Source organism: Salinigranum salinum, assembly GCF_009176545.1.
GTDB classification, from domain to species: Archaea; Halobacteriota; Halobacteria; order Halobacteriales; family Haloferacaceae; genus Salinigranum; species Salinigranum salinum.
Genome location: NZ_VTOJ01000002.1, coordinates 1,000,320 through 1,025,203 on the forward strand (window position 1 = coordinate 1,000,320; position 24,884 = coordinate 1,025,203).

Annotated in this window: 23 protein-coding genes; 9 read left to right on the forward strand and 14 right to left on the reverse strand. The window is 64.2% G+C overall.

The genetic code is table 11. From position 1 onward, the window contains the following. Positions 1 to 919 precede the first annotated feature (919 nt). The gene (locus FZP69_RS16390) at positions 920 to 1,117 is read left to right on the forward strand and encodes a hypothetical protein (RefSeq protein WP_152042457.1); all 198 of its coding nucleotides are present in this window, start codon (positions 920 to 922) and stop codon (positions 1,115 to 1,117) included. 399 nt (positions 1,118 to 1,516) lie between these two features. On the opposite strand, the gene FZP69_RS22690 is transcribed toward FZP69_RS16390, so the two are convergent. From FZP69_RS22690 to FZP69_RS16410, 5 genes are all read right to left on the reverse strand, one after another. Continuing rightward, positions 1,517 to 1,666, reverse strand: a complete 150-nt coding sequence (locus FZP69_RS22690) for a hypothetical protein (RefSeq protein ID WP_192918618.1) — start codon at positions 1,664 to 1,666, stop codon at positions 1,517 to 1,519. Positions 1,667 to 1,981: 315 nt separating this feature from the next. Continuing rightward, a complete protein-coding gene (locus FZP69_RS16395; RefSeq protein WP_152042458.1) occupies positions 1,982 to 3,490 on the reverse strand; it encodes an ethanolamine ammonia-lyase reactivating factor EutA in 1,509 nt (502 codons plus the stop codon). Positions 3,491 to 3,659: 169 nt separating this feature from the next. Next, on the reverse strand, positions 3,660 to 4,415 hold the full coding sequence (eutC, locus tag FZP69_RS16400) for an ethanolamine ammonia-lyase subunit EutC (protein WP_152042459.1): 756 nt from the start codon (positions 4,413 to 4,415) through the stop codon (positions 3,660 to 3,662). A 20-nt stretch (positions 4,416 to 4,435) separates the two neighbouring features. Continuing rightward, on the reverse strand, positions 4,436 to 5,803 hold the full coding sequence (locus FZP69_RS16405) for an ethanolamine ammonia-lyase subunit EutB (RefSeq protein ID WP_152042460.1): 1,368 nt from the start codon (positions 5,801 to 5,803) through the stop codon (positions 4,436 to 4,438). Between the two features lie 223 nt (positions 5,804 to 6,026). Further along, the gene (locus FZP69_RS16410; RefSeq protein ID WP_152042461.1) at positions 6,027 to 6,773 is read right to left on the reverse strand and encodes a sugar phosphate isomerase/epimerase family protein; all 747 of its coding nucleotides are present in this window, start codon (positions 6,771 to 6,773) and stop codon (positions 6,027 to 6,029) included. A 214-nt stretch (positions 6,774 to 6,987) separates the two neighbouring features. Here FZP69_RS16410 and FZP69_RS16415 point away from each other — a divergent pair, with 214 nt between their 5' ends. The 5 genes from FZP69_RS16415 to gfo6 all read left to right on the forward strand — a co-directional run bounded on the left by FZP69_RS16415 (position 6,988) and on the right by gfo6 (position 12,457). Next, entirely contained in the window at positions 6,988 to 7,329 is a 342-nt protein-coding gene (locus FZP69_RS16415) for a hypothetical protein (protein WP_152042462.1), read from the forward strand. A gap of 212 nt (positions 7,330 to 7,541) precedes the next feature. Beyond that, positions 7,542 to 8,366 carry a helix-turn-helix transcriptional regulator gene (locus FZP69_RS16420; RefSeq protein ID WP_152042463.1) on the forward strand — a complete coding sequence of 275 codons (825 nt, stop codon included), beginning with the start codon at positions 7,542 to 7,544 and terminating at the stop codon, positions 8,364 to 8,366. 473 nt (positions 8,367 to 8,839) lie between these two features. After that, complete coding sequence (locus FZP69_RS16425) at positions 8,840 to 9,583, forward strand: universal stress protein (RefSeq protein ID WP_152042464.1); 744 nt, start codon at positions 8,840 to 8,842, stop codon at positions 9,581 to 9,583. 349 nt (positions 9,584 to 9,932) lie between these two features. Next, positions 9,933 to 10,346, forward strand: coding sequence for an OsmC family protein (locus FZP69_RS16430; RefSeq protein ID WP_152042465.1), 414 nt, complete (start codon positions 9,933 to 9,935; stop codon positions 10,344 to 10,346). 1,022 nt (positions 10,347 to 11,368) lie between these two features. After that, the gene (gene gfo6, locus FZP69_RS16435) at positions 11,369 to 12,457 is read left to right on the forward strand and encodes a D-xylose 1-dehydrogenase Gfo6 (RefSeq protein ID WP_152042466.1); all 1,089 of its coding nucleotides are present in this window, start codon (positions 11,369 to 11,371) and stop codon (positions 12,455 to 12,457) included. A 148-nt stretch (positions 12,458 to 12,605) separates the two neighbouring features. Here gfo6 and FZP69_RS16440 read toward each other — a convergent pair whose 3' ends face one another. Continuing rightward, positions 12,606 to 14,087 carry an aldehyde dehydrogenase family protein gene (locus FZP69_RS16440; protein WP_192918619.1) on the reverse strand — a complete coding sequence of 494 codons (1,482 nt, stop codon included), beginning with the start codon at positions 14,085 to 14,087 and terminating at the stop codon, positions 12,606 to 12,608. Positions 14,088 to 14,332: 245 nt separating this feature from the next. Here FZP69_RS16440 and FZP69_RS16445 point away from each other — a divergent pair, with 245 nt between their 5' ends. Continuing rightward, positions 14,333 to 15,223, forward strand: coding sequence for a dihydrodipicolinate synthase family protein (locus FZP69_RS16445; protein ID WP_275689384.1), 891 nt, complete (start codon positions 14,333 to 14,335; stop codon positions 15,221 to 15,223). Between the two features lie 111 nt (positions 15,224 to 15,334). Here the strand turns inward: FZP69_RS16445 and FZP69_RS16450 are convergent, their stop codons facing one another. The 6 genes from FZP69_RS16450 to FZP69_RS23290 form a co-directional block, all read right to left on the reverse strand. Then, a complete protein-coding gene (locus FZP69_RS16450) occupies positions 15,335 to 16,717 on the reverse strand; it encodes an ABC transporter substrate-binding protein (protein ID WP_192918621.1) in 1,383 nt (460 codons plus the stop codon). Between the two features lie 78 nt (positions 16,718 to 16,795). Beyond that, positions 16,796 to 17,800 (reverse strand): Ldh family oxidoreductase, encoded by a 1,005-nt coding sequence (locus tag FZP69_RS16460; RefSeq protein ID WP_152042470.1) that lies wholly within the window; start codon positions 17,798 to 17,800, stop codon positions 16,796 to 16,798. Position 17,801: 1 nt separating this feature from the next. Then, positions 17,802 to 18,968: a UxaA family hydrolase gene (locus FZP69_RS16465; protein ID WP_152042471.1), complete on the reverse strand. Its 1,167-nt coding sequence runs from the start codon at positions 18,966 to 18,968 to the stop codon at positions 17,802 to 17,804. A 4-nt stretch (positions 18,969 to 18,972) separates the two neighbouring features. After that, positions 18,973 to 19,296 (reverse strand): UxaA family hydrolase, encoded by a 324-nt coding sequence (locus FZP69_RS16470; protein WP_152042472.1) that lies wholly within the window; start codon positions 19,294 to 19,296, stop codon positions 18,973 to 18,975. Positions 19,297 to 19,360: 64 nt separating this feature from the next. After that, positions 19,361 to 20,359 carry a YeiH family protein gene (locus FZP69_RS16475; protein ID WP_152043417.1) on the reverse strand — a complete coding sequence of 333 codons (999 nt, stop codon included), beginning with the start codon at positions 20,357 to 20,359 and terminating at the stop codon, positions 19,361 to 19,363. A 2-nt stretch (positions 20,360 to 20,361) separates the two neighbouring features. Beyond that, the gene (locus FZP69_RS23290; protein WP_275689372.1) at positions 20,362 to 20,496 is read right to left on the reverse strand and encodes a hypothetical protein; all 135 of its coding nucleotides are present in this window, start codon (positions 20,494 to 20,496) and stop codon (positions 20,362 to 20,364) included. 109 nt (positions 20,497 to 20,605) lie between these two features. Here FZP69_RS23290 and FZP69_RS16480 point away from each other — a divergent pair, with 109 nt between their 5' ends. Further along, positions 20,606 to 21,577, forward strand: coding sequence for a carbohydrate ABC transporter permease (locus tag FZP69_RS16480; protein ID WP_152042473.1), 972 nt, complete (start codon positions 20,606 to 20,608; stop codon positions 21,575 to 21,577). 1 nt (position 21,578) lies between these two features. Next, positions 21,579 to 22,445, forward strand: a complete 867-nt coding sequence (locus FZP69_RS16485; RefSeq protein WP_152042474.1) for a carbohydrate ABC transporter permease — start codon at positions 21,579 to 21,581, stop codon at positions 22,443 to 22,445. 172 nt (positions 22,446 to 22,617) lie between these two features. On the opposite strand, the gene FZP69_RS16490 is transcribed toward FZP69_RS16485, so the two are convergent. Together FZP69_RS16490 and FZP69_RS16495 are read right to left on the reverse strand one after the other, a co-directional pair. Continuing rightward, positions 22,618 to 23,586, reverse strand: a complete 969-nt coding sequence (locus FZP69_RS16490) for a C-terminal binding protein (RefSeq protein ID WP_152042475.1) — start codon at positions 23,584 to 23,586, stop codon at positions 22,618 to 22,620. Between the two features lie 23 nt (positions 23,587 to 23,609). Then, positions 23,610 to 24,875, reverse strand: a complete 1,266-nt coding sequence (locus FZP69_RS16495; RefSeq protein ID WP_152042476.1) for a mandelate racemase/muconate lactonizing enzyme family protein — start codon at positions 24,873 to 24,875, stop codon at positions 23,610 to 23,612. Positions 24,876 to 24,884: the final 9 nt, after the last annotated feature.

A 24,884-nucleotide genomic window follows, 5' to 3' on the forward strand; every position in this document is an offset into this window, starting at 1 on the left:
GCAGAGAGAGTGAGTTCAGCACGACAGATCAGTTTGTTTCGTCCACTATCCGCTGAACCAACCGTTAGAAAGAGAGTACGAGTGTACCCACGCGATGAAGCGGCGACTATCAACTCTCTCCTCACGCACGATGCTGACAATAAAAAAATATGTGCCGAGAGTACGTATGTACTGAGTCGATGAGCCCTCCAGTATCCCGTCGCAAGGTGTTGGCTGTTAGTGCCATTGCTGGTATTAGCTGTCTCGCCGGCTGTCAAGGTCGAACGAGTTCTTCGACCCCGAGTACGTCGGATGAGAGCGAGACCGACGAGGGGAAAGAATCTCTCGGGCTTACATACTCAGAGAGCCGTACATCGTTCCCAAGCGAGGGAGAGGCCCACAGCGGATGGGTTCACATCGTTAGCGACGGCGAGTCTGCGGATGTAACCTTTGATGTGAGGCTCTGTAGTGAGTTAAGAGACATCGAACCGGAGCTAACCCGTTCCATCGCGAACGAATTCGTCTTGAGATTCAACGTCACGTCTGGTTTCAGTAGTGGAACGACCGGGGAATCGCAATGCAGTTCGGTAACTCACCTCGTCGGTGGAGCAGATGTACCGAGTGAGTGGGAGACGCTCACTGTCGCGGTAAACAACGTCGAAATCCAAACCGTTGAGCGGTCGGGAACGATGCCAGAACTCCGACCACTACCAGACCCAGTACGCCCCCGATAGACTCAAACGCCCTGCCAAGCCGTAAGTCCCTGTGCTGAGGGTAATACCGATGTTGGGGGATGTCTCGTGTGACCGACTCGCGCGTTCTACACAGCACGGTCTCCGGGACGTACTCCGTCCCAGCCAGCAACGGCGTGACCGAGACAGCGGCTCTATGCAGCAGCCAGAGGGAAGGGTTTGAGACAGTTCTCCCCGTAGGAGGTGGCATGGACACAGATCGACTGATGGAACTCGCTCCACACTACATCGCGATGTTTATCCTGGTATTCGTCGTCCTCACGATCGTTCAAGCGATCGTGGGCGAGGTCGGCTTCTGGGCCGAACTGGCGATTGTCGTCGCCGTCGTCTTCGCCTACCGCCCCGTCGTGGTGAGACTCGGGTTCGCTCCCAGCGGATGGAAGTAACGTGGGTAGTGTTCACCGTCCGGAAACACGTGTCCGTCCGTTTTGTCCCAAGACGTTCACACCCGTGTCGATGAGAGTAGCCCCGTGTAACGTACCCGGTCGAGCGGATGATCGTCGGGCGATCCGTTGCGGATTCCATGGTTCGACCGACCGTGGTGTCTCTCGGAGAGGGGTGTCTCCCAGGGACATCGGACTGACTGCTTCCCGGTGAGGCCGAAGGCCGAACGAACCCGACGGGGATCCGATCGTTACGGAGCCGACGAATCTCCCGTCTAGGACCAGCGAATCCAGCGACGGTATCGGAACTCCCCGCACATCACACGATCTCTGTTCGCCGACGCGGAACCCACGGAGCGAGAGCAGCTACTGCGAGGATGACGCGTTTCGGGAGCCACCCTGTCAGTCGCAGTCGACACACTCTCTGACGTCCACGCCGCCCTCGTACGACACCCACCGCAGTTCACCACCACAGGAGGAACACCAGTTGTCCAGCTTCTTCCGTTCCTCTCGGCCGAGACCACAGCCGCACTCCCCGAAGAAGTCCTGCATGGTCGGCAGTATCGATCTACAGGTAGATATAGCTCCGTCAGACAGTGAACTCCGCTGCGTTCCTTCGAGCAGTCCGGACGTGCTGGAGAGAAACGACGATCAGCGAAGTCGAGGGGACGAGAGCGAACAGCGGAGGACGTATTCGGACCACGTCTGGAGTGTTCGACTCCGTCCCTCGTCGGGAGTGCTGCGACGCACTCGATTCGGCCTCGGCGTCCGTCTCCCGAACGGTGGTCAAGGGTCGGATGGCGTGGTCACCGGACGACAGGGCCACGGCCTCGTCAGTTCGGGCGGTCTCTCGGGACCGACCGCCCGTCACTCCTCGAATACCAGCGTCTTCACCACGACGGGCACCGTGTCGTCATCGGTGATCGGTTCGCCAACGTCGACGTAGGTGCCCCGCTCGACGGACAGTTCGTCGAGAACGACCACGGGTCGCGAAGCGTCCTGTACCCGCCGGATCGACTGGGCGAGCGCTTTCCCGCAGTTCTGCGCGAGGAGGAGCAGGATCGGAGCCGCGTACGAGGCGTCGTCGTACGCGGCGACGATCGCCTCGGCGAGGGCTTCGATTCTGTCGTAGGTCAGTTCCCCGATATCCTCGAACGCGAGGAAGAACCACTCCTCGCTCGGCTCGTCCGACGGTCCCGGATCGGCGTCTTCCCCGTAGAGAGCGATTCCCTGCGCGACGTGATCACGGATCCGTGCGGCGAGCGCACCGTGCTCCCGGCGCGGCCCATCCGTCTCACCCGTCCGGCGTGTCGCCTCGTGGCCGGCCGGGAGAGACGGGACCGAGAGGACGGGAACGTTCCGGAGTGGGAGCAGCTGCGCGTCGAGACCGACCGTTCGCCCGCTGAGGCGCGTCGTCGTGGTCCCCGCTCCGACCACTGTCGCCCGGATGTCTTCCGACGTATCGACTCGCGGCCAGTCGCCGAGGCGGTCGTGGTCCCGGATCGCGGTGGCGAGGGCGACGCCGACATCGCCGTAGGCGCCACGGTCGACGGTGGCGTCGGCCGACTTCGAGACGAGCGAACCGACGCCGCCGGTGAACGCCACCGCGTCGAGGTCGACCCGCTCGTCGGGCAGTTCGCCGATCGCCAGTTCCCCGAGCGGGGCGGGGTACGGGGGACCCGCGAGGAGATCCGCGAGACAGTCGGCCATCGCTCCCACGAGGCGGTCGAGTTCGGCCGGCGAGAGGTCGTCGCCACCTGCGAGCGCCACGTCGAGAGAGTCGAGCAGCGGCCGGATCGTTTCGGCGACCGCCCGCACGGTTCCGTCGTCGAGCTCGACGAGTCGGCCACCGATCCGACAGCACCGCGTCTCCCGGACCCCATCGCGGTCGAAGATCGCGACGTTGGTCGTGCCGCCACCGACGTCGACGTTGGCGACTGTCGCGTTCTCGCGACTGGCGTACGCCGCCGCCCCGGATCCCCGACCGGCGAGGACCGCCTCCAGGTGCGCGCCCGCAGTCTCGACGACGAACTCGCCCAGCTCGAGGGCCAGTTCACTGACCAGCGCGGCGGCGTTGGACCGCCGTGCGGTCTCACCCGTAACGATCACCGCACCGGTGTCGATCGCCGCTCGGGAAACGCCGGCTCGTTCGAGTTCCCCGTCGACGATCGCTGCCACGGCGGCGGCGTCGATCGTCTCCGCGTCGAGCAGCGGCGTCTCGTAGATCTCGCCGCGGTAGAGGATCTCCCGGTCGGTGATCGCCAGTTTGCCGGCATCGGTCGGGCTGGTCGAGGCGACGTGGAGCCGGCTCACGATCACCTGCGTCGTCGTGGTCCCGACGTCGATCCCGACGCTCGTCAGCGGCTCCTCGCTCATACGCTCGGTACGAGGGCTGTGGAAGGTAAGCGTTCGGTACCCAGGGCCGGAACGACGGGAACTCGACTGCTGGCTCGACCGACATCGCCACCGCTCGTCGGAGCCACACAGTCGATCGGTCGACTGACGCCGCTGACCGCTCGACCGAGGCCGGCGACGCCATCGGGAGTTAGCCTTTCTGGAACTCCCGGTCGCCCTCGGTGAGGTCCAGTCCGCTGGCTTCCTGTTCGATCATCTCCGCCAGCATATCCGCGATCTTCGCGCCGGCCTCGACCGGCGGCAGACCGCCGGAGTGGATGTTCGAGATGACCGACTTCTTCGCCGTGGGCGCGCCGCGTTCGGGGCCGTACACCATGTACGCGCTGAGACTCTCGGCGGTCCGCAGGCCGGGCCGTTCGCCGATCAGGTTGACACAGCAGTCGGCGTCAAGTTCCTCGCCGATGGCGTCCATCACGTCGACGCGGCCGAACTCGACGAACACGGGCGTCCCCACCGACAGCCCGCGCGCGTCGAGTTCGTCCACGAGCGCCGGCAACAGGTCGGGGACGTTCGCTTCGATCGCGGTCGAACTCAGTCCGTCGCTGACGATCACCTGTATCTGGGGGTGTCGCTGGCCGTGTTCGCGGAGGAACTCGGCGGTCTCCTCGGAGAGTTCCGCGCCGAGGTCGGGACGAGCGAGGTACTGATCCTTGTCCTCGACGAGCGTCCGGATCTTCAGGAGACCGAGATCCTCGACGAGCGCGTCGTCGACGGTCGTCAGGACCGCGTCGCGGGCACGCCCGTGGTCTGCCTGGAAGGTGAGGACGGTCTCCGTTCGCGGGCGCGGGCCGGCCCTCCCGACCCCGAGCCGGGAGGGGCTGCGCGAGACGATGCGTTCGAGTTCGTTCGCGTCCGCGGGGTCGGTCCCGGGACCGTCACGCGTCATGGGGGTGTCGTCGTGTCGGGTCATGGTTCCGTGAAGATGGTCGGATCGCCCGCACGGTCGGTCAGCGTGCCGTCGTGCCAGATGTCCATCTCCTCGAGCCACGTTCGGAACTCGGGTGCGGGGCCGAGGTCGAAGATTTCCCACAGCGCTCCGGCGTCGTGGTAACTGTTGGACTGGTAGTTCAGCATGACGTCGTCGCCCATCGGGACCGTGATGAAGAAGTTTGCACCGGCGGCACTCAGGAGGACGGCGAGGTTCTCGATGTCGTTCTGATCGGCATCGATGTGGTTGGTGTAGCAGGCGTCGATGCCCATCGAGATGCCGTGGAGCTGTCCCATGAACACGTCCTCGAGTCCGGCCCGGATCACCTGGCGGCCGTCGTAGAGGTACTCGGGCCCGATGAAGCCGACGACGGTGTTGACCATGAACGGGTCGTACCGTTTCGCCAGCCCATAACAGCGCGCCTCCAGCGTGAGCTGGTCGACGCCCTCGTGTGCGTCGCCGGAGAGCTCTGCGCCCTGGCCGGTCTCGAAGTACATCACGTTCGGCCCGCTGGACGTACAGCGGCGCTGGGCGAGGTCGTGGGCCTCGTCGAGCAGTTCGACGTCGATGCCGAACTCGTCGTTGCCGACCTCGGTGCCCGCGAGACTCTGGAAGATCAGATCCGCAGGCGCTCCGTCACGGATCGCGTCCATCTGTGTCGTCACGTGTGCGAGACAGCAGTTCTGGGTCGGAATCTTCCACTCCTCGATGAACTCGTGTGTCGCCTCCAGAATCCGCGTCGTCGTGCCCACGCCGTCTTCGACGGGGTTGATGCCGATCACCGCGTCGCCGACGCCGTACGACAGCCCCTCCCGCGTCGAGTCGAGGATCCGCTCGACGTCGTCGGCTGGATCGTTCGGTTGCAGCCTGAACGACAGCGTCCCCTCGGTCCCGATCGTGTTGTTACAGCGCGCGGTCACCTCCATCTTCGAGGTCACCAGCACGAGATCCATGTTCGACATGATCTTCGTGACGGCGGCGATCATCTCGCTCGTGAGCCCGGGACGGATCGCGCGGATCTCCTGGTCGGTCGTCGACGAGTCGACGAGAAACTCGCGCAGATCGGCGACTGTCCACTCCCTGATGCGCTCGTAGACCGGTTCGCGGACCGCGTCCTGGATGACCCTCGTTACCTCGTCCTGCTCGTACGGAACCACCGGGTTCTCACGCAGTGTTTCGAGCGTCGTCTCGCTCAGCGCTCGCTTCGCGGCGACGCGCTCGGCGGCTGACTCCGCGGCGATGCCCGCGAGGTCGTCGCCCGTCTTCGGCTCGTTGGCCGTTGCCAGGAGGCTCCGGACCGAGTCGAACGTGTAGTCGCCGGCCGAGAAAGTGGTAGACGTTGCCATTCTATTTTATTGTTAACATATACCCCTATGTAATACTCACTGTTAGTTAATAAAATTTGATTTACTGTATTAAAGCTCGCTTTCAAAACGAAACGAGACGGTATCGATCTCAGAACGAACAGACGGGTTTCACGGGGAGAAGACAGGGAGTGTCCTCTTCTTGAAGGAGAGAGTAGCCGTGTGAAGCGGACCTCCAACTCACCCGTCCGAATCGCTCGCGTCCTCACTCCAGGGAGTGTCTCACCCGGTCGGCAGAGTCCCGCAACAGCGGGACGTCGTCGGTGAACACCTCGACGGCGACGGTGCCGTCGAAGTCCGGAAGCGCCTCCGCCACGGGTCCGTAGTCGATTTCGCCGGCACCGAGGGGGAGGTGCGTGTCTCCGCGTCGGCGCACGTCGTGGACGTGGAGGTGCGAGACCAGATCGGCGTACTGGTCGAGGAAGCGCTCGACCCCGTCGTCCCCGTCTTCCATGTACGCGTGGCCGACGTCGAAACAGACCGCCGTTCCAGTCTCGCGCGCGAGATCACCGAGGACGGAGAGCGGGAGCCCGCGGGCCTGATGACCGACGTTCTCGACGACGAGTTCGACCCCCGCGTCGTCGCCAGCGCTCGCGATCGCCGACAGTTGGTCTGCGAAGCCCGGCCGCTGGCTGGTGTCGTGGGGGTTCCGCATCGTCCCGTGGAGGACGGCTTTCCGTGCGTCGAGCGTTCCCGCCCAGTCGAGTAGCTCCGCGAGGTAGTCGACGATCGCGTCGTTGAGTTGTGGGACCGGTGTCACGACGACCTGGTCGAACGGCAGGTGGACGCACAGCTCCGCGTCGACGGACTCGAGCGCTGCGCGAAGGTCGGCGTCCGATTCGTCGGCAGGGACGTACGAGGATTCGCCGATCGACAGTTCGGCGAAGGTGAAGTCGTCGGCCGTCGCTTGCAGCCGTTCCACCGAGTCGCCTACCGTGACTCCGATGTCCATATCCACAGTTCCGTGGTCGGTCTGCATATAATGGCTGCCGTACGTGCTCTCCGCACCGACCGGACGTGGTCACACGCTGTCCTGGCTCACACGGACAACAGCCCGTTCTGGACCTCGGAACGTCGGTCACGTACGGCAGTCTGGGGGCAGGTGACCGGGACGCGCGGTGTATGCAGCAGCGCCTTCATCAGACCCTAACTCTGTCAGTGAGGCTATGACCGATACAGAGGCTGTATTCAGCAGAGTGAATCGCGCAGATTCGGGTCCACCTCCCAAACGGAGGACGTTTGATACTGACGACGGGATGATGTCGAACAGCGACTGGATTGCAGTACGTGCAATAGTATCACTCAGCATCGTCAAGAGACATCGACACGATCAATTAGTGAGGAAAAGCATGTCAACTATCAGCAACCACCTTAAGAACAGAGTTCCGGTTGGGAAGACACCCGTCCCCAGGTACGCCTCCTGGGATGAACACCGCGACGTGATGCACGCCGAGGCCGAGGCCCGTCGGACGGCGATGGAACAGCGACTGGGCCAGACTGCGCGGTAAAGGGATACGCGACGACCACGTCCCAGTCCCGGACGACTTTCTTCGAATACGACTCTCACTACGAGCTTCGCCTCTGGATTTGAACAGCGACGCGGGTCGATGAATAACATGGCAGAGCCGTAGCCGATGGCACACTGGCGTACCATTGAGCGGCACGTATTGGAACGCTGTGACATCGGAAGGGGTAATATCTCAGCAAGCGTGTCAGTAGCATGCACACACCGGTCGAAGAAATCGAATTTCTAGCTCGTTCAGATCACCGTGTGAACGCGCTCGGTGCACTGGCAGCGGGCCCCCAGAGTCGCGATGACCTCCGAACAGTAACCGGTGCCTCGAACGCCACGGTCGGACGTCTCCTCAACGAGTTCGACAGCCGAACCTGGATCAAGCGCGTCGGTCGACGATACGAACTGACGCTGCTCGGTGAGTTAATCGCCGAGGGATTCTTCGATCTCGTAGAGCGATTCGAAACAGAGCGAAGGATTCGTGACGTCTGGCAGTGGATCCCGTTCGACCAGATGGGGATCGACATCGAGTGCTTGTCGGACGCGACAGTCACGCAGGCGACCGAGAACAACCCGTTGGCGGTGATGTCCCGCGTCAGGGAGTTCGAACGGCGAACCACCGAGACGCAGTGTTTCGCGGACTATTTCCCCGAACCGTGTATCGACACCCGCAGCGCGGCGATAGCGGCGGGAACCCAGCGGTTCGAGGCGGTGTTCACTCCCTCAGCCGTCGCGACAGTGATGTCGTCGAAATGGGCGTCCCGGTTCACGGAGATGGTCGCGTCCGACCGAACGGAGATTTCCATCTTGTCCGGAGGGATTCCGTACGCTGCTGGCATCAACGACGGGGTTGCATATCTCGTCATCGAGGACGACGAGGACAACATCGTCGGTCTGGTAGAGACGGAGGACGAGCACTTCGTTGGGTGGGTCGAGGAGCGCTTCGAAGCGTATCGGCGAGACGCAACCGTGCTCACGACAGATGCCCTTTCGAGTCTCCGGAAAGAGGAGTACAATCCACGTACCGTGTAAACTCGCTCCGACTGGAGTGGTTATTGATCGCCGCGAGTCTAGCTGTCAGTGGTGGTGAGTCTTTCCTCTCTCGCGACTACAGCTCGAGGATCGCATCTCCGTTCCACCCGAACACCCCCGAGGCTGGTCGGTGACTACACTATATCGAGCGACACAATCGACTCAACCGAGACCACCCGCGCGTGACCGACTCGTGCCGTGTATTCAGCACCGTCGCCACGATCTGCCCCAACTCTGTCAGATAGTGCATGCGAGATACAGAGGCTGCGTTCAGCACGGTGGACGAGTTCCATTCCGAACTGGATATCCCGATCAGCCGTTAAGTACGTCTGCCAACCTTCTACATAGAAATGTGTCAGATCTAGATTGCGTTCGTCTGGACAAACGTACCACGTGGCAGGTCAATACGTTTATTGACAGCGCCTACTAACGTTTGTAGTCAATCCAGTCAGATCCGACGGAAAGTTCAGACAATGCCTGACAGACCCAGAATCTTGGTTCCGTTACGTGTTCTCGAGGGAGAATCAATTCCGGAGGGTGTTCCCGAACTCCTTACGAACGGCCATGTCGTCCTGCTTGGCTACCACGTCGTGCCAGACCAGACCGCGACCGGTCAGGCGCGAGCCCAGTTCGAAGACCAGGCCACCCGCCGTCTCAACGATTTGACGTCGATACTTGAACACGCGGGGGCGACAGTCGAATCCCAACTCGTGTTCACCCACGACGGGCAGACAACGATCGATCGGATAGCGGACGAGCGTGACTGTCTCGCGGTACTGATTCCAAACGCAACGAGACCGCTGGAGAATGTACTCGTCGCGATCCGCGGGATCGTCGGTATCGATCGGTTTGTCCGCTTAGTTTCGGGGCTGTTCGCGACGACCGACGTCAATGTAACACTGTATCACGTCGCTGAAGAGGACGAAACTGACGCGGACGTCGAGACACTGCTTGATGGGGCTGCGACTCGACTCTCGGATGAGGGAGTCTCCTCAGACGCGATCGATATTCAAATCTCGCGTGAGGGCACTCCGCAAGAGATGATCGTTGATGATTCTCAAAACTATGACACAATCGTCATGGGGGAATCCGATCCATCAGTGACGACCTTCTTGTTCGGGATGACTGCAGACCAGGTCGCCAAGCAGTTTCTGGGCCCGGTATTCGTGATCCAACACGGGGAACTGAACGATGCCGAGGAGACGGACAACAAGTAAGTACTCCAGCAAACCGCTCGTGAAATAGTGCGGGTAGACCGAATACCGGCGCGGTACCTTGTTCCTCCGTATCCACGATCCAATCAGTCCCGATTAGGAGAACCCTCTGTGCTGCATTCGCGCCCTGTATGCAGCAGCGTCGCGCGCAACTGTTCGGTTGCGGTGGGTGCTGGCACGACAGCGACAAAGGTGGGTTCGGCGACTAGCAGGTGGACGCCGGCGACGGTCTCGGGACACCGAACGCAGTGGATACATCCAACTCTTGCGGCCGGTGTACCCGCCGGGCGGTTCGCGCGAAGGGGGATCGGTCGGTCCCAAACTATACTGCGTTCGACAGAGGAGTACGCGCATGGGTGACTCCAAGCTAACCCACTACGAAGTCAGTGCTTCGCGTGTCAGTCCGCACCGGACCCGAGTGACGACCGAAGACGGGGAGTTCGTCGTCGGACACGACGTGAATCCGGTCGAGTATCTCCTCGGATCCGCCCTGGCCTGTCTCAGCTCGACCGGGACGATGGTCGCTCGCGACATGGATATCGACATCGTGTCACTCGAGGCGACCGTCGAGGGGGATGTGAACTACGCGAAGTATCTGGGCAAGGACTCCGAGGACCGTCCCGGTTTGCAGGGGCTAGACGTCTCTCTCTCGGTAGAGGCAGAGGGTGACGCTGACCTCGACGCCTGGCTCTCGGCCGTCAAAGAGCGGTGTCCGGTCACAGACAACATTGGACACGAGACTGGGATCAGCGTCACACTCGATTGAACGGATAGCCGACGAGGACCCCAATAACGGGTGACTCGTTCCACCGGCTGCGTCCGACCCGTGTCGGTGTCCGATAAAACGAGTTGGATCAATTTCTAGCAGCTGCCGGGTGAGCCGGAGTCGACGCCCAGGTGGAGACACCGGCACCCGTCGGCAGTTCCTGCGAAGAGACCTTCGTGAGCACTACTGACCACCCGAGTCGAAGGGGTGAAGACGGAAGTGGATCCGAGAGGACGCTTCGAGTGGCTTCCGAAGCCGACCCCGCGGCAGACCGAAACGGGCTTCACGACGAACTCGGAAGGGGCGGGGAGTGGGCGCCAGCACAGTCCGTATAGCTCACCCGAACCAGTGCGAATCAAACCAGAGGACCGCGCAAAACCCACACACTGCGCGGCAGTCTGCTGGCCCCTCCGGAGCGTGTGAGCGGCCGTGTTCGTCTGCTACCGCTGACCACCCGAAGTGCGCCCTCGATTCACCGTCGTTTATCCAATAACTTTAGTTCGCACGTGGGTCGATAACCGCACTCCTCGGCACCAGTCGTCGACGACCCAGCAGCTCGGACCGAGTCACCTTCGTGAGCACTAGGTGTACTGGATCGCGAGGCGGACACCCCCGGCCCACTGTGGTCGGGAACGAAGCCGACACACAGGACACGAACAGTGAGTCGAATACACAGACGATCAAGAGACAGCGATGGGAGACAGTCACCACTCCCACGCAGATCCCGGTGACGAGAGAGCGGAACGGATGGGAGGCCAACCACTCACTCGATTGTTGCAGCACCCTAGAAATCCACTAGAACGGCCAGAGCGGCACGATCAACCGTGAAGCGTTTCAAAGGCTACGGGTCGGGATCGCCCGAAGCAACGCCTGTGGAGACAGTGACCGTTCCAGACCACATCGGCTGTCAGCGACTGTCTGCAAGTCACGTCGTCGAAACAGAACGCCTCGGCTCGTGAGAGCAGGATGCCTCGCGTCACCGTGGGGTAACATTCACTATCGCGGCGGCGGTTGTCGGTGCTATGGACCTGGACGCCGTCCTCGAAGAGAGCTGCGCGCGCGACTGGCAGACGGTCGACCCGGACACGGTCGACCGCGTTCGGTTCGCCGTGATCGGGTTGGGCTGGTTCACGCGAGGGCGGGCACTCCCCGCACTGACCGACAGCGACCTGTGTGAGCCGACAGTGCTCGTCAGTAGTTCGACCGAGAAAGCCCAGCGCGTCGCCGCCGAAACGGCCGGGGCGGACCACGGCATCACCTACGACGAGTTCCACGACGGCGTGGCCACCGACGCCTACGATGCGGTGTACGTTTGCACGCCCAACGCGCTACATCTGGCGTACGTCGAGACGGCCGCGACCTACGGAAAGGACGTGCTCTGTGAGAAACCGATGGAGCGCGACAGTGACCGGGCCCGGCGACTGCGCGACGCCGCCGTCGAGGCGGGGATCGACCTGATGGTCGCCTACCGGATGCACACCGAACCCGCGGTCCGTCGGGCGCGCGAACTCGTCGAGGCGGGCTACATCGGCGACCCGATGTCGGTCACTGGCGACATGTCACAGCGGCTGTTGGATCGCGTGAACCCCGACCCCGACCAGTGGCGCCTCGACGAGGACCTCGCTGGTGGCGGCGCACTGTTCGACATCGGGATCTATCCACTGAACACCGCGCGCTTCCTGCTCGACGCTGACCCGGTGGCGGTTACCGGAAAGACAGCCAGCAGCCACGACGCGTTCGACGAGGTCGACGAGACCGTGTCGTTCTCGGTCGAGTTCCCCGACGAGGTGTACGCGAACTGCTACGCCAGTCACAACGCACGCCAGTCGTCGAGCATCACCGTCACGGGTACGGAGGGACAGGTCCGGGTCGAACCGGCGTTCTTTCAGGACCAGGCCCGGCAACTGCACGTCTCTCGGGGCGACGGTCGGGCCACGGTGACGCTGACACCGGTCGACCAGATGCGAGAGGAGTTCGACTACTTCGCCGACCGAGTCCGTGGGTCCGACTCGATCCATCCCGACGGGACACACGGACTGGTCGACATGAGAGTGATGGAGGCCATCTACGAGGCCGCCGAGATCGACCGCTGGATCTCGGTCGAGTCCTGAGCGGGAGACGACCGGGTCGGAGAGACAGTCGAGCTCGTGGAAACCGCAGCGACCCGGCTGTCGACGGATCCGGTTCGGTCGGACGAGCGGCCGTCGCGCACGGACTGACGCACGCTCTCCCCGACGGTGCCTGGCGTACCGACAGCGCTCAGGCGGTGAATCCCTCGTGGAACCCGACGAGCTTCTGGCGTGAGAAGTGCTCGATGGCGTACCTGACACCTTCTTTCCCCACACCGGAGTCTTCGAAGCCGCCGTAGGGCATGTGGTCGGTACGGAACCCGCTGACCGTGTTGATGTGGACGCCCCCGGCGTCGATCTCGTCCGCCGCACGTTTCGCTCGGTCGATGTCCTGTGTGAAGACCCCAGCCGCCAGCCCGTAGTTCGTGTCGTTCGCCTCCTCGATGGCCTCGTCGAAGTCCGCGACCGAGATGACCGGGACCAGCGGTCCGAACGTCTCGTCGCTCGCGGCCGGCATCTCGGGAGTGACGCCCGAGAGGACCGTCGGTTCGAAGACCCGCTCACCGAGGTCGCCGCCGTAGTTCCCCCCACACTCGACGGTCGCGCCGGCCTCGACGGTCGCCTCGAAACAGTCGACGACGTCCTCGAACTGGCTGTCGTCGACCATCGAGGCCACGTCGGTTCCGTCCTCGAAGGGGTCCCCGACGGTGAGCGACTCGCAGGCGTCGACCATCGCGTCGACGAGTTCGTCCTCGACGGCCTCGTCGACGATGACGCGCTCGACGCTGTTGCACACCTGGCCCGCGTTCGAACACGCGCCACCCACGACCTGCGCGGCGGCCTGTTCGACGTCGGTGTCGTTCCAGACGATCGTCGGGTCGTTGCCGCCGAGCTCCAGCGTGACCTCTTTCATGCCACTGTTGTTGGCGAGATACGTCCCGACGGGGGTCGAACCGGTGAACGAGATCGCCTCCACCGCGTCGTGGTCGAGGACGACGTCGCCGACGGTCGAACCCGACCCGGTGACGACGTTGACCAGGCCGTCCGGAACGTCGGCGTCTATCGCATCGGCCGCGTCGTCGAGACACTCGAACAGGGCGATGGCGGTCAGCGGCGTGTTCGTCGCCGGCTTCCCGACGACGGCGTTGCCGGCCGCGAGCGCTGGCCCGACCTTGTGGACCATCAGGTTCAGCGGGAAGTTGAACGGTGTGATGGCCGCGACGACGCCCAGCGGTTCGTGTTGGGTGAAACAGTGGTCCCGGGCGAACCCCTTCTGGGCGTCCATCGGGACGTACTCGCCGAACAGCCGTTTGGCCTGCTCCGCCGAGAGGTCGAGCGTCTGTACCGCACGGTCGACCTCGTCGCGGGCCTCGCTGATCGGTTTCCCCTGCTCGCTGGTGAGGACGCGGGCGATGTCGTCGGCACGCGCCTCGACGAGGTGGGCCGTCGCCGAGAGGAGTTCGGAGCGCTGGTACGCCGTCAGGTCCGAGGCCTCGAAGGCCGCCTCGGCCGCGTCGACCGCTTCCGTGACCTGTGCCTCGCTCGCCAGCGGGACCGAGCCGACGAGTTCGCCGTCGTACGGGTGAATAACGTGGGTTCGATCGTCGGCGTCGACCCACACGCCGTCGATGAACATGTCTTTGTCGAGACGGCTCGCTGCTTCGAGACTCATACACGACGCGTCAGCCATCTCGCCAATAAGTGTTTTGCAGCGTCCCTGCGACCCGTTCAGGATAGCAGGCGACCCACGCTCACTTGGTGGGAACGCGGGGGCTTCAACGACCTTCGGAGTCGGCGCGTGCACGCCCCGAATTCGGCGGAGGGACGAGGCGGGCGCATCGGTCGGAGCGACCGATTCGGACGGAGGGCATCCAAAATTATAACTTACTGGTTGTCCAGTCGGTAGATATGCAATTGATGGGAACAATCGTTCCCATGGTCACACCTATCGGTGACGATCGAGCCGTCGACACGGAGGCGCTCGAACGGTTCACGGAGTCACTCGCCGACGCCGGTGTCCATGGATTCTTTCCGGCCAGTTCGATTGGAGAGTTTCCGAGTCTGACCGACGAGGAGAACAGACGGGCGATAGAGACCGTCACACGAGCGGCTGGGGACGACGCCACCGTCCTCGCCGGCTGCTGTGACACGAGCGTCAGCGACACGGTCGCGAAGATCGACGTCGCTGCTGCGGCCGGCGCCGACGCGGCGGTCGTCGTCACACCGTACTACCTGGGGACGAGACAGGCAGGGCTGGAACGGTTCTTCAGGGCGGTCGCCGACGAGGCGAGCCTTCCGGTCCTCATGTACAATATCCCCTCGTTGACCAGCCACTCGATCGACATCGAGACCTCCCGCTCGCTCGCGAACCACGAGCGGATCATCGGCCTGAAAGACACGTCGGGGAGCCTCACGTACCACAGTCGACTCATCGAGGAGACTCCCGAGGAGTTCACCGTGTTCCAGGGCGCGACCGAACTGGCGACGGCGTCGCTCGACGTCGGTACCGACGGCCTCATCGCCGGCCCGGCGAACGTCTTCCCGGAGGCGATGGCACTGCTCTACGAAGAACACCGCGCGGGTCGACTCGCCGAGGCACGACGGCTCTTCCGAGAGATCGTCATGCCAGTCGTCACGGCGACGAGCGACGTGCCCACGGCAGCGGCGCTCAAGTTCCTGCTCTCGCTCGACGGACGCGACGTCGGTGGGACGCTGCCACCGCTTCCGGAACTGACTGCCCCGGAGCGCGACCGGTTGGCCGCCTGCTACGAACGGGTGGACGCACGAGCGCGGGTCGTCGGGCGGTAACTCTCCTCACGTTCTCGGCGTCGTTCGGTACCGAACGCGGGCGTTGGCTGTCGAAGTGACCCAGTGTGGAAACGAACGGTGTGAACGGGACGGGCGACAGCTCCCGACGAGTCAGGCGTTGTTGATCTCGCTGTCTATCTGTTCCTGCGCGTCGTTGAGTGCTTTCTCCGGCGTCTTGTCCTGAACGAGTGCCTTGTTCGCCTCGGTGTAGACGATCTCCGAGAACGTGGTGTACTTGGGCGTCGCGGGACGCGCGGTCGTCTGCTGGAGCGCCTCGGCGAAGGTTTCGAGCGTCGGTGCCTGCTCGAAGAACTCTTCGGTGTAGAGGTCCTCACGCACCGGCAGCCGATTGAACTCCAGCGCGAGCGTCTCCTGGACCGGCTTGGTCCCGACGAAGTTGGCGAACTCGGTCGCCGCGTCCTTGTTGTCGGAGAAGCTGTTGATGAAGACGCTCCAGCCGCCGAGACAGGAGTTCTTCGCGTCCGGGTTGCCCTCGGCTTTCGGCATCGTCGTCACGTCGAACTTGCCCGTGACGGCCGTGTCGTCGCGGTAGATTCCCACCGCGTAGGGCCACTGCCGCATGAACAGTGTCTTCCCCTGCTGGAACGTCTGGCGGTTCCCGTCGGTCCCGCTGGAGGGGATCGACCGCGGAGTGATCTCGTGTTCGTGGATGAGGTCGACGGCGTGGCTCAGCGCCTCGATACCGTTCTCGCTGTTGACCTTCAGCCGCGACTGGTCGTCCCGCCAGACGGTCCCTCCGTAACCCCAGAGCCAGTTGAGCCACATGATGGTGAGCCCCTCGTTGGCACCACCCTGCCAGATGTAGCCGTTCTGGATCTCGTCGTCCTGTTCCAGGATCTCCTGTGCCTGGGTGACGACCTCGCTGTAGGTTTCCGGTGGCTCGAAGCCGTACTCTTCGAGCTTGTCGCTCCGGTAGTAGAACGCGTTCGCGTCCGTGAACATGGGGATACCGTAGAGCTCGCCGTCGAGCGTGACGGCATCGACCGGCGTCTGGAGCATCGAGTCCGTCACACCCTGTGTGTCCTCGACCGGTGCAGCCCAGTCGTTACCGACGAACTCGCCGGGCCAGATGACGTCCATCATCCCGACGTCGAAGTCAGACGACTGTGAGACGAACTGGTTGATGTAGAACTCCCGCGTCGTCGAGGACTCGGCGGTCGTCGCCGTCGCGTCCAGCGTGATGCCGTCGTGGTCCTCGTCGAACATCGGCTTGATCGCGGAGGCGTCGGCGTCGAACGACGAGATGTGGACGAAACGGACGCTCGAATCGCCGCCGCCACCGCCACCGTCGCCACCGCTGCTGCCCCCACCGCCACCGTCGCCACCATTGCTGCCGCCGCCGTCACCGTCGCCACCATCACCGCCTCCTCCACCACCGCCGTCTCCGGTACAACCGGCAAGCAGTGCGACACTGCCACCTGCCAGTCCTTTCAGTATCTTACGCCGCCGTTGGTCAAGACTACCGTCTGACATACACAGTCATGTTCAGAACGGGATGTAATAATTGTTGCTGTTGATGATGATAAAAACCGAACGGAAGAAACGTGCCGCTCAGTCGCCCGCGGCGAGAGCCCGGACGTCGGCCCAGAGTTCGTCCTCCACCTCGACAGTCGTCGCGCTCCGGTCCCGCGCGACCGAGCGCTGGCCGGGGAGCCGGATCTCGTCGACGTGGGCGGCCGGGTCGCCGCTCGTGAGGCTCGTGAGGAACCGACTTGCTCGCTCGGCGAAGTCGGGGACGCCCAGCGCGTCGGGGTCGATAGCGAGGAACAGGTCGCCCTTCGTGCAGGGATCTTCCGTGTGGTACGTCCCGGTGACGTCCTCGCCCATCGACGCGCCGACGAGACCGCCGGCCACCACCTCGACCGCGATGGCGAGACCCGACCCCTTCGTCCCACCGAAGGGGAGTATCGTCCCCTCGAGTGCGGCCGCCGGATCCGTCGTCGGCTGGCCGTCGGCGTCGAGCGCGACACCCTCGGGGAGTTCCCCCCCCGTCTCCTTCTCGTGGAGGACGGTCCCCCGTGCGATCGCCGACGTCGACATGTCGAGATTGAACACCGGGTCGGTCGGGAGGCCGATGGCGATGGGGTTCGTCCCCAGCACCGGTTCGGCCCCGCCGTAAGGCGGCATCGCCGGCTCGGTGTTCGTCATCGCGATGCCGACGTATCCCTCGCGTTGCAACTGGTCGGTGTAGTAGCCCAGCATCCCGAGGTGGTTCGAGTCGTGAACACCGACCGCACCGACGCCGTAGTCGTCGGCCCGGTCCATCGCCTCGGCTGCCGCAGTGCTGGCGACGACCGGTCCGAGGCGCGAACCGCCGTCGAGGGCGACCGCACCACCGCGCTCGCTCTCGACCGAGATGGTCCCGTCGGGGTCGACGTTGCCGTGTTCGATGCCCCGAACGAACCGGGGGAGTCTGAGCAGGCCGTGGGACCGTTTCCCCCTCGCATCCGCACTCACCAGCACCTCGGCCGTCCGAACGGCGTCCGCCTCGGTGATACCGTGTGCGTGGAAGGCGTCGGTGGCGACCTCGACCGCACGTTGCCGATCGACCTCCATCTTACGTCGACGGACCGATACGGTGGATGGCGAACTGGCTCTCGCCCATCGCCTCGCTCATCGTCACCTTGCCGTTGATTACCTCCTCGATCTCGTCCCAGAGCTGGTCGCCGGCCCAGTCGAACGACTCGTCGCCGACGAGCGCCTCGCTGACGTCGACGTCGGTCTGTTCGGGGACCCGCTCGGCGCTGCCGGGGTTGCCCGTGATCTTGATCGTCGGCATGATCGCGTTCGAGAGCGTGTGGCCCTGACCGGTCGAGATGACCATGAAGTGCGCGCCGCCCGCGCCGATCCCGGTCACGGACTCGGCACCGTGGCCCGGCGTGTCCATGATGTACATCCCCGGGTCGCCGGGGATCTTCGCGCCGTAGTCGATGATGTCCTGAATCGGGCCGTCGCCGGATTTGACGAGCGCACCGAGCGACTTCTCCTCGATGGTGGTCAGCCCGCCGTCCATGTTGTCCGGCGTCGGCTGTGCCCCACGCACGTCGTATCCAGTCGCCTGCAGGCGTTTGTCCCAGTTGTCGACGCGTTCGAGGATCGCGTCGCGAACGTCGTCGTTGACCGCGCGCTCGGAGAGCTCTTTCTCGCCGCCGAAGAACTCCGGCGTCTCGGCGAAACAGCCACGGCCGCCGTAGTCGTCGATGAGCCGCCAGACCGCTCGTGCCGTCGCCTTGTGCTGACAGAGACCACTCGTCGTGTCCGACGTGGCACAGTTGATACCGAAGGTGAGGTTCGACATGTCCGCGGGCACCCGACGCTGGGCGCTGGCTTCCTGGACGATGTCGCGCGCGGAGTTGACCGTCCGCTTCAACGCGTTCATGACGCCCTTCTCGCCGTGGATGTTGACCGAGTCGCTCGGCCGACCGGTCTCGGCGATGTCGCCCGCGAGTTCGTCACCGTCGACGATCTCGCCCGCGTGGGCGACGACGACCGCCCCGTAGACGTTCGGATGCGTCCCGTAGCCCAACAGCGTCCGGTAGGTCTGGAACACGTCCGGCTTCGTCTGACAGCGTCCCAGTGGATGGGTGATCGGGACTGCGCCCTCGATGATATCGGCGGCGCGCTCAACCGTGTCGTTGGCGTAGGGCGCCGTCGAGATGATCGCCACGTGGTTTCGGATGCCGACACTCCCGTCGTCGCGTTCGTAGCCAAGGAATTCGCTCATTGTCTCACTCACTGGCCGCCGCTGTCTGACCCTCACTGGCGAGGTCACCGCGTCCGTAGTTCGATTCGACGTTCTGGACGTGGACCCACGTCCCGGCCGGGATGTCCTCGGTGGCGTTCCCGATGCTCTTGCCGTACTTCACGATCGTATCGCCCGCCGAGAGGTCCTCGATAGCGATCTTGTGTCCGAAGACGACGTCTTCTCGTACTTCGACTGTTCGTTCCTCGTCACCGACGGCGACCGTGACTGTCTCGCCTGCGTCGAGTTCACGGAGTGCCGTCGCGACGTTGTCCGTCGGTTCGACGACCTGTAGGTATCTGTCGGCCATACAGAACTCACGAACACACTCCCGATATTAATGTGTTCCGCCGGCGGGAGACCACGGCCGTCGGTCAGAGGAGGAGGCGGACGGCTCCGTACGTCAGCAGACTGAGCGTCAGCAGGTGGACGAGGACGAGTGCGACGGGGCGGAGGCCAGCCGACCGAAGGCGGCGGAACTCGATGTCGAATCCGAGTCCGACGAACGCGACGGTGAACAGCCAGTCGGTCGTGCGTTCGATCGAGGCCGTTGCCGCCGACGAGAGGAGCCCGAGATTGGCGACGACGAGGACGGCGAGGAAGCCGAGCAAGAACTTGGGAAACCGGGTCCAGACCTCCGTCGCCGAGACGCGATCGGTGCGTGCCGTCGCGTGCTGCAGGGCGTAGGCGATCGCGAGCACACCGATGAACGAGTTGCGGACGAGTTTCGTCAGCGTCGCCCACCGCCCGGCAGTCTCCGAGACGGCGAAGCCGACGGCAGCCGTCGGTCCGGTGCTGAACAGACTCAGCCCCGCCCAGACACCGAACTGCCGGCCCGAGAGTTCGAGCAGTGGAGCCACGGCGGGGAACGCGACCAGCGTGACGGCGTCGAACAGCAGGATCGTCGCGACGGCGTAGGTCACGGCCGCCTCCTCGACGTCGACACTCCCGGCCACCGCGAGGACGGCCGAGACGCCACAGACACTGGCGCCTGCCGCGAGAACCGCACGCGCCCCGCGGCCGATGTCGAAGACGAACCGCGCCAGCAGTTCCAGATACAGGACGCTGAAGACGACCGCGACGACGGCGAGCAGTACGAGCGTCCCCCCGGCGTCGAGGAGTTCGCCGAACGTCAACTGTGCGCCGAGCAGGACGATCGCCGTCTCCAGGAGGAGTTTGTGACGGTTCGCACCGGGAACCGCCACCGCCGGGAGGCCGACGGTGTTGGCGAGCGCCACCCCGAGTGCGATCGCGAGGATGAGTGGACTGACTGCCGGGACGGCGCCACCGACGACTCGCGCGACGACGGCGAGTCCGACGAGCACCGCGAGTCCCGGCACTACGCTTCGGAGCGAGCCGACCAGCCCCACCATCGTCACAGGAGGTGGACCACGACGATGAGGACACCGAGGACCGCGGCTTTCCAGCCGCGGTCGAGCGTCGTCCACTGTCGGCGGAGCTGTTCCGTCGGGGCACCGTCGCGTAGCCAGGTGAGTGGGCGCTTTTTCATTCGTGAACGACAGCACGTCCGCGGACCATCCGGATAAAACCACTGCTACCTATGACGCGCACGTCCGTAATTTTAATAAGACTGCTATCATGATGGTCGATGAGTACAGATGGCAGAATCAGTGGAACCAGCGGGCGACAGGACGATCGACGCCGGTGGGGTAGCCACCGGCCTCAAGGGTCGTCTCAGGCGGTACCGTGAACTGCGACTGACCGAAGAAGAACTCGCGTCGGTGCTGTTGACACCGGTGCTGGTGTTCTTGTTGACGATCTCGTTTTTTCCGATCGCGGATACGTTCGTCGCGAGCCTCCACACCGGCTACGTGCTGGAGATAAACCCGCGGGAGTTCGTCGGCCTCGAACACTACCGGTGGCTGTTCAACAGCGAGGCCTTCTGGAACGCACTCTCCGTGACCCTCATCTACACGTTCGTCAGCGTCCCCATCGAACTGGTCATCGGGCTGGGACTGGCGCTCCTGCTCGACCGGGAGTTCAAGGGGAAGTACTTCGCACAGGCCGCGATCGTCTTCCCCTGGGCGCTCCCGACGATCATCAACGCGAAGATCTGGGCGTGGCTCTACCACGGTGAGTTCGGCGTCATCAACGACATGCTCATCAGAGTCGGTATCCTCCAGGAGCCGTTCCCGTTCCTCTCGATACCCGACGTGGCACTGCCGGCGATGATCTTCGTGACGATCTGGAAGACGAGTTCGTTCATGGCGCTCATCCTCCTGGCGGGGCTCCAGTCCATTCCGGACCACCTCTACGAGGCGGCGGAGATGGACGGCGCGTCGAGGCTCTTGCAGTTCAAGGACATCACGCTGCCGCTGCTGAAGCCGACGATCCTGGTCGCGCTCATCTTCCGGACGCTCCCGGCGTTCCAGGCGTTCGGTCTCCCGTTCGGCCTCACCGGCGGCGGCCCGGCGGAGGCGACGACGACACTCGTCCTCTTCAGCCACAGGCTGACCTTCACGAACCTCTCGTTCGGTCGCGGGGCCGCCGCGGCGACGATCATCACCCTGCTGGCACTGGTGATCTCGCTGATCTACGTCGGCACGCTCTACGAGCCGGAGGTGAGCTGAGATGGCGACCCGTACCGAGGCCGACAACGGGTTCCGAGGCTTCCAGCAGGTCGGGATGCGTGTGGGCTTCTACGGGAGCGTCCTCCTGCTCGTGCTCATCTCCCTGTTCCCGGTGATCTGGATGCTGATCACGTCGCTGAAACAGCCCAACAACGTCATCGACTTCCCGGTGAGCTACATCCCGAAGGAACCGACGCTACAGAACTACGTCGTCGCGCTCCAGGAAGCACGGTTCCCGCGATTCCTGTTCAACAGCGCCGTCGTCGCGAGCGGGACGGCCATCCTCGACGTGTTCCTCGGCGCCCTCGCGGGCTACTCGCTGTCCCGGCTCAAGTTCCGGTTCAAACTGCCGGTCCTGATGCTCATCCTCGGGACCGCGACCCTGCCCTTCTTCTCGCGGCTCATCCCGCTGTTCAAGCTGGCACGGGAGTTCGGGATGCTCAACAGCTATCTGGGGCTCATCATCCCCTACGCCGCCTTCCAGCTCCCCCTCGCCGTCTGGATCTTCCAGGCGTACTTCAAGGAGCTCCCGGACTCGCTCGAGGAAGCGGCGCTCATGGACGGACTCTCCCGTATCGGCGTCCTCTTCCGGATCATCCTGCCGGTGTCGATGCCGGCGATGGCGACGACGTTCATCATCGTCTTCATCTTCGCGTGGAACGAGTTCCTCTTCGCGCTGACGTTCATGACCAACGACAGCATGAAGACCATCACCGTCGGGATCGCGCAGTTCGGCGGGCAGTTCCAGACGCCGTGGGGCACCATCGCCGCCGGTGTCATCATGTCCATCATCCCGCTGATGGCGTTCATGCTGTTCTTCCAGCGGAAGGTCGTCGAGGGACTGACGGCCGGCACTGGCAAGGCCTGATTCGGGCGACTCGCCCGTTCTTCGGGCGTCGTCTCTCACGTCTCGTGTTCTCGTTCTCGGGCGTCTTCGTCGCTCGTCTCGTGTTCTCGAATCCGCGTCACTGCCGCTGCACGTCCGGGTGACTCGTCCGATTCGGAAAAACAGACCACGGGTCGCGACGGAGCGACGGGGTCTACACGTCGTTGACGACGTTCTCGATGTCACCGCCCGTCAGCGCGGACCGGACGATCGCGGTCACCGTCTCACGGCGCTGGTCGTTGGCTTCCTCGCTGTACCACGCGACGTGGGGCGTCGTGATGACCTTCGGATGGTCACGCAGGGGATCGTCGGCCGCGGGCGGTTCTTCGGGGAAGACGTCGAGCCCGGCACCGGCGATCTCGCCGTCGTCGACCGCGGCGAGCAGTGCGTCCCCGTCGACGATCGGCCCCCGGGCGACGTTGACGAAGTAGGCGTCCTCGTTCATCCGGGAGAACGCGTCCGCGTCGAACAGTTCGCGCGTCTCCGGCGTGAGCGGTGAGTGGACGGTGACGACGTCGGACTGTTCGAGCAGGGCCGCGAACTCGACGAGTTCGGCGGGGTCGTCAGCGACGTCGTCCGCGGTGAGGAAGGGGTCGCTGGCGACGACGTCCGCGCCGAGGGCGGCCGCCCGTTCGCCGACGGCGCGGCCGATCGCGCCGTAGCCGACGACGCCGACCGTCCGCGTCGACAGCCGGTGAATGGGCGCGGCGACGTCGCGGTCCCAGCCGCCGTCGGCCACGTCGGCGTCGTAGCTCTTGAGCCCGCGTGCGAGCGCGAGATACAGCGTCAGCGCGTGGATCGACACCTCCTCCAGACAGTAGTCGGGCACGTTCGTGACGGGGATTCCGCGCTCGGTGGCCGCGTCGACGGCGATGTTGTCGACGCCGATGCCGTACCGTGCGACGACCCGGCACTCGTCCAGCGCCGCGATCGCGTCGGCGTCGAGGTCGTATCTGAGGTTGATGACGGCGTCGGCCTCGGACAGCCGGTCGTGGGCGTCGGCGGTCTCCTCGCCGACGTCGCTCGTGAGTTCGACGACCTCGGCCACGTCGGCGAGGCCGTCGCGTTCGATAGACAGGTCCGTGAAGTCGTGGTCGGTGACGACGACCGTGTACTCTGACATGGTGTGAAAGGCGAGTGGGGCGTTCAGACGACGAGGTCGTAGCCGTCGACGAGGTACTCCTCACAGAGGTCACGGTTCAGCTCGACGCCGAGACCGGGACCCTCGGGCACGTCGATGTAGCCGTCTTCGAGGATGGGGCCGGAGCCGTCGACGCGCTCGCACATGTCGTTCCACCACGGGACGTCCCGGGAGTGCCACTCCATGCAGAGGAAGTTCGGGATCGCCGCCGAGACGTGCGCGCCGGCGATGGTGCCGAGCGGGCTGGAGATGTTGTGCGAGGCGATGGGGATGCCGTAGAGGTCACAGACGGTGGCGATGTCGACGTACTCGCCGAGGCCACCGCACTTGTTGACGTCGGGCGCAGCGATGTCCATCATCCCCTCGCGGGCGGCGTCGTTGAACTGAGCGACGGTCACGAGGTTCTCGCCGGTGAGCACCGGGGTGTCGAGCGCCTCGGTGACGCGGCGCTGTGAGTCGGTCTTCTCCGGCGGAACCGGGTCTTCGAGCCACGCGAGGTCGAACCGTTCGAGTTTCTTGCCCAGTCGGATGGCCGTCTCCGTGGTGAAGTTCCAGTGGAGATCCATCCCGAGGTCGACGTCGTAACCGATCTCGTCGCGGACGGCCTCGACGAGGGCGACCTTGTGTTCGAGGGCCTCGTTGTCCATCCGGCGATTGGCCTCGTCGTACTCGGCGTGGGTCGGCACGTCGAGGTCGAACTTCAGCGCCTCGAACCCCTCGTCGACGACGTCGCGCGCGGCACGAGCGTACCCCTCGGGCGTGTAGACGTCCCTCGGGTCGTGGGCTCGGGCCTCGCCCAGCGACTCGCCGCCGTGGGTGTCACAGTAGATCTTGATCTCGTCGCGGTACTTCCCACCGAGCAGTTCGTAGACGGGGACGTCGAACAGTTTGCCCTTGATGTCGTAACAGGCGGTCTCGATGGCCGTGAACGCGGCCTGGCCGATACGGCCGGTGCCCGTGTAGCGCTGTTCGAGCAGTTCCCGCATCCGATGGGTGTCGAGAGGGTTCTCGCCCTCGAGGTCGACGTCCATCCGCCCGGCCATGTCGAGTGCGGCCTCCGCACGGAACGTCTCACCCAGGCCGTAGACGCCGGCGTCGGTCTCGACCTTGACGATACCCCAGGTGAAGTTGCCCGCGATGGCCATCGTCTCGATGTCGGTGATCTCCACGTCGCGCTCGGGAGGACGGTGCGTCTCGTCCATCCCCATGTCCCGCCAGGGCACGCCGCCGCCTTGTGGGATACGGTAGTCCGGTTGGTCGTCTCGCGTCATCGTCTGTGC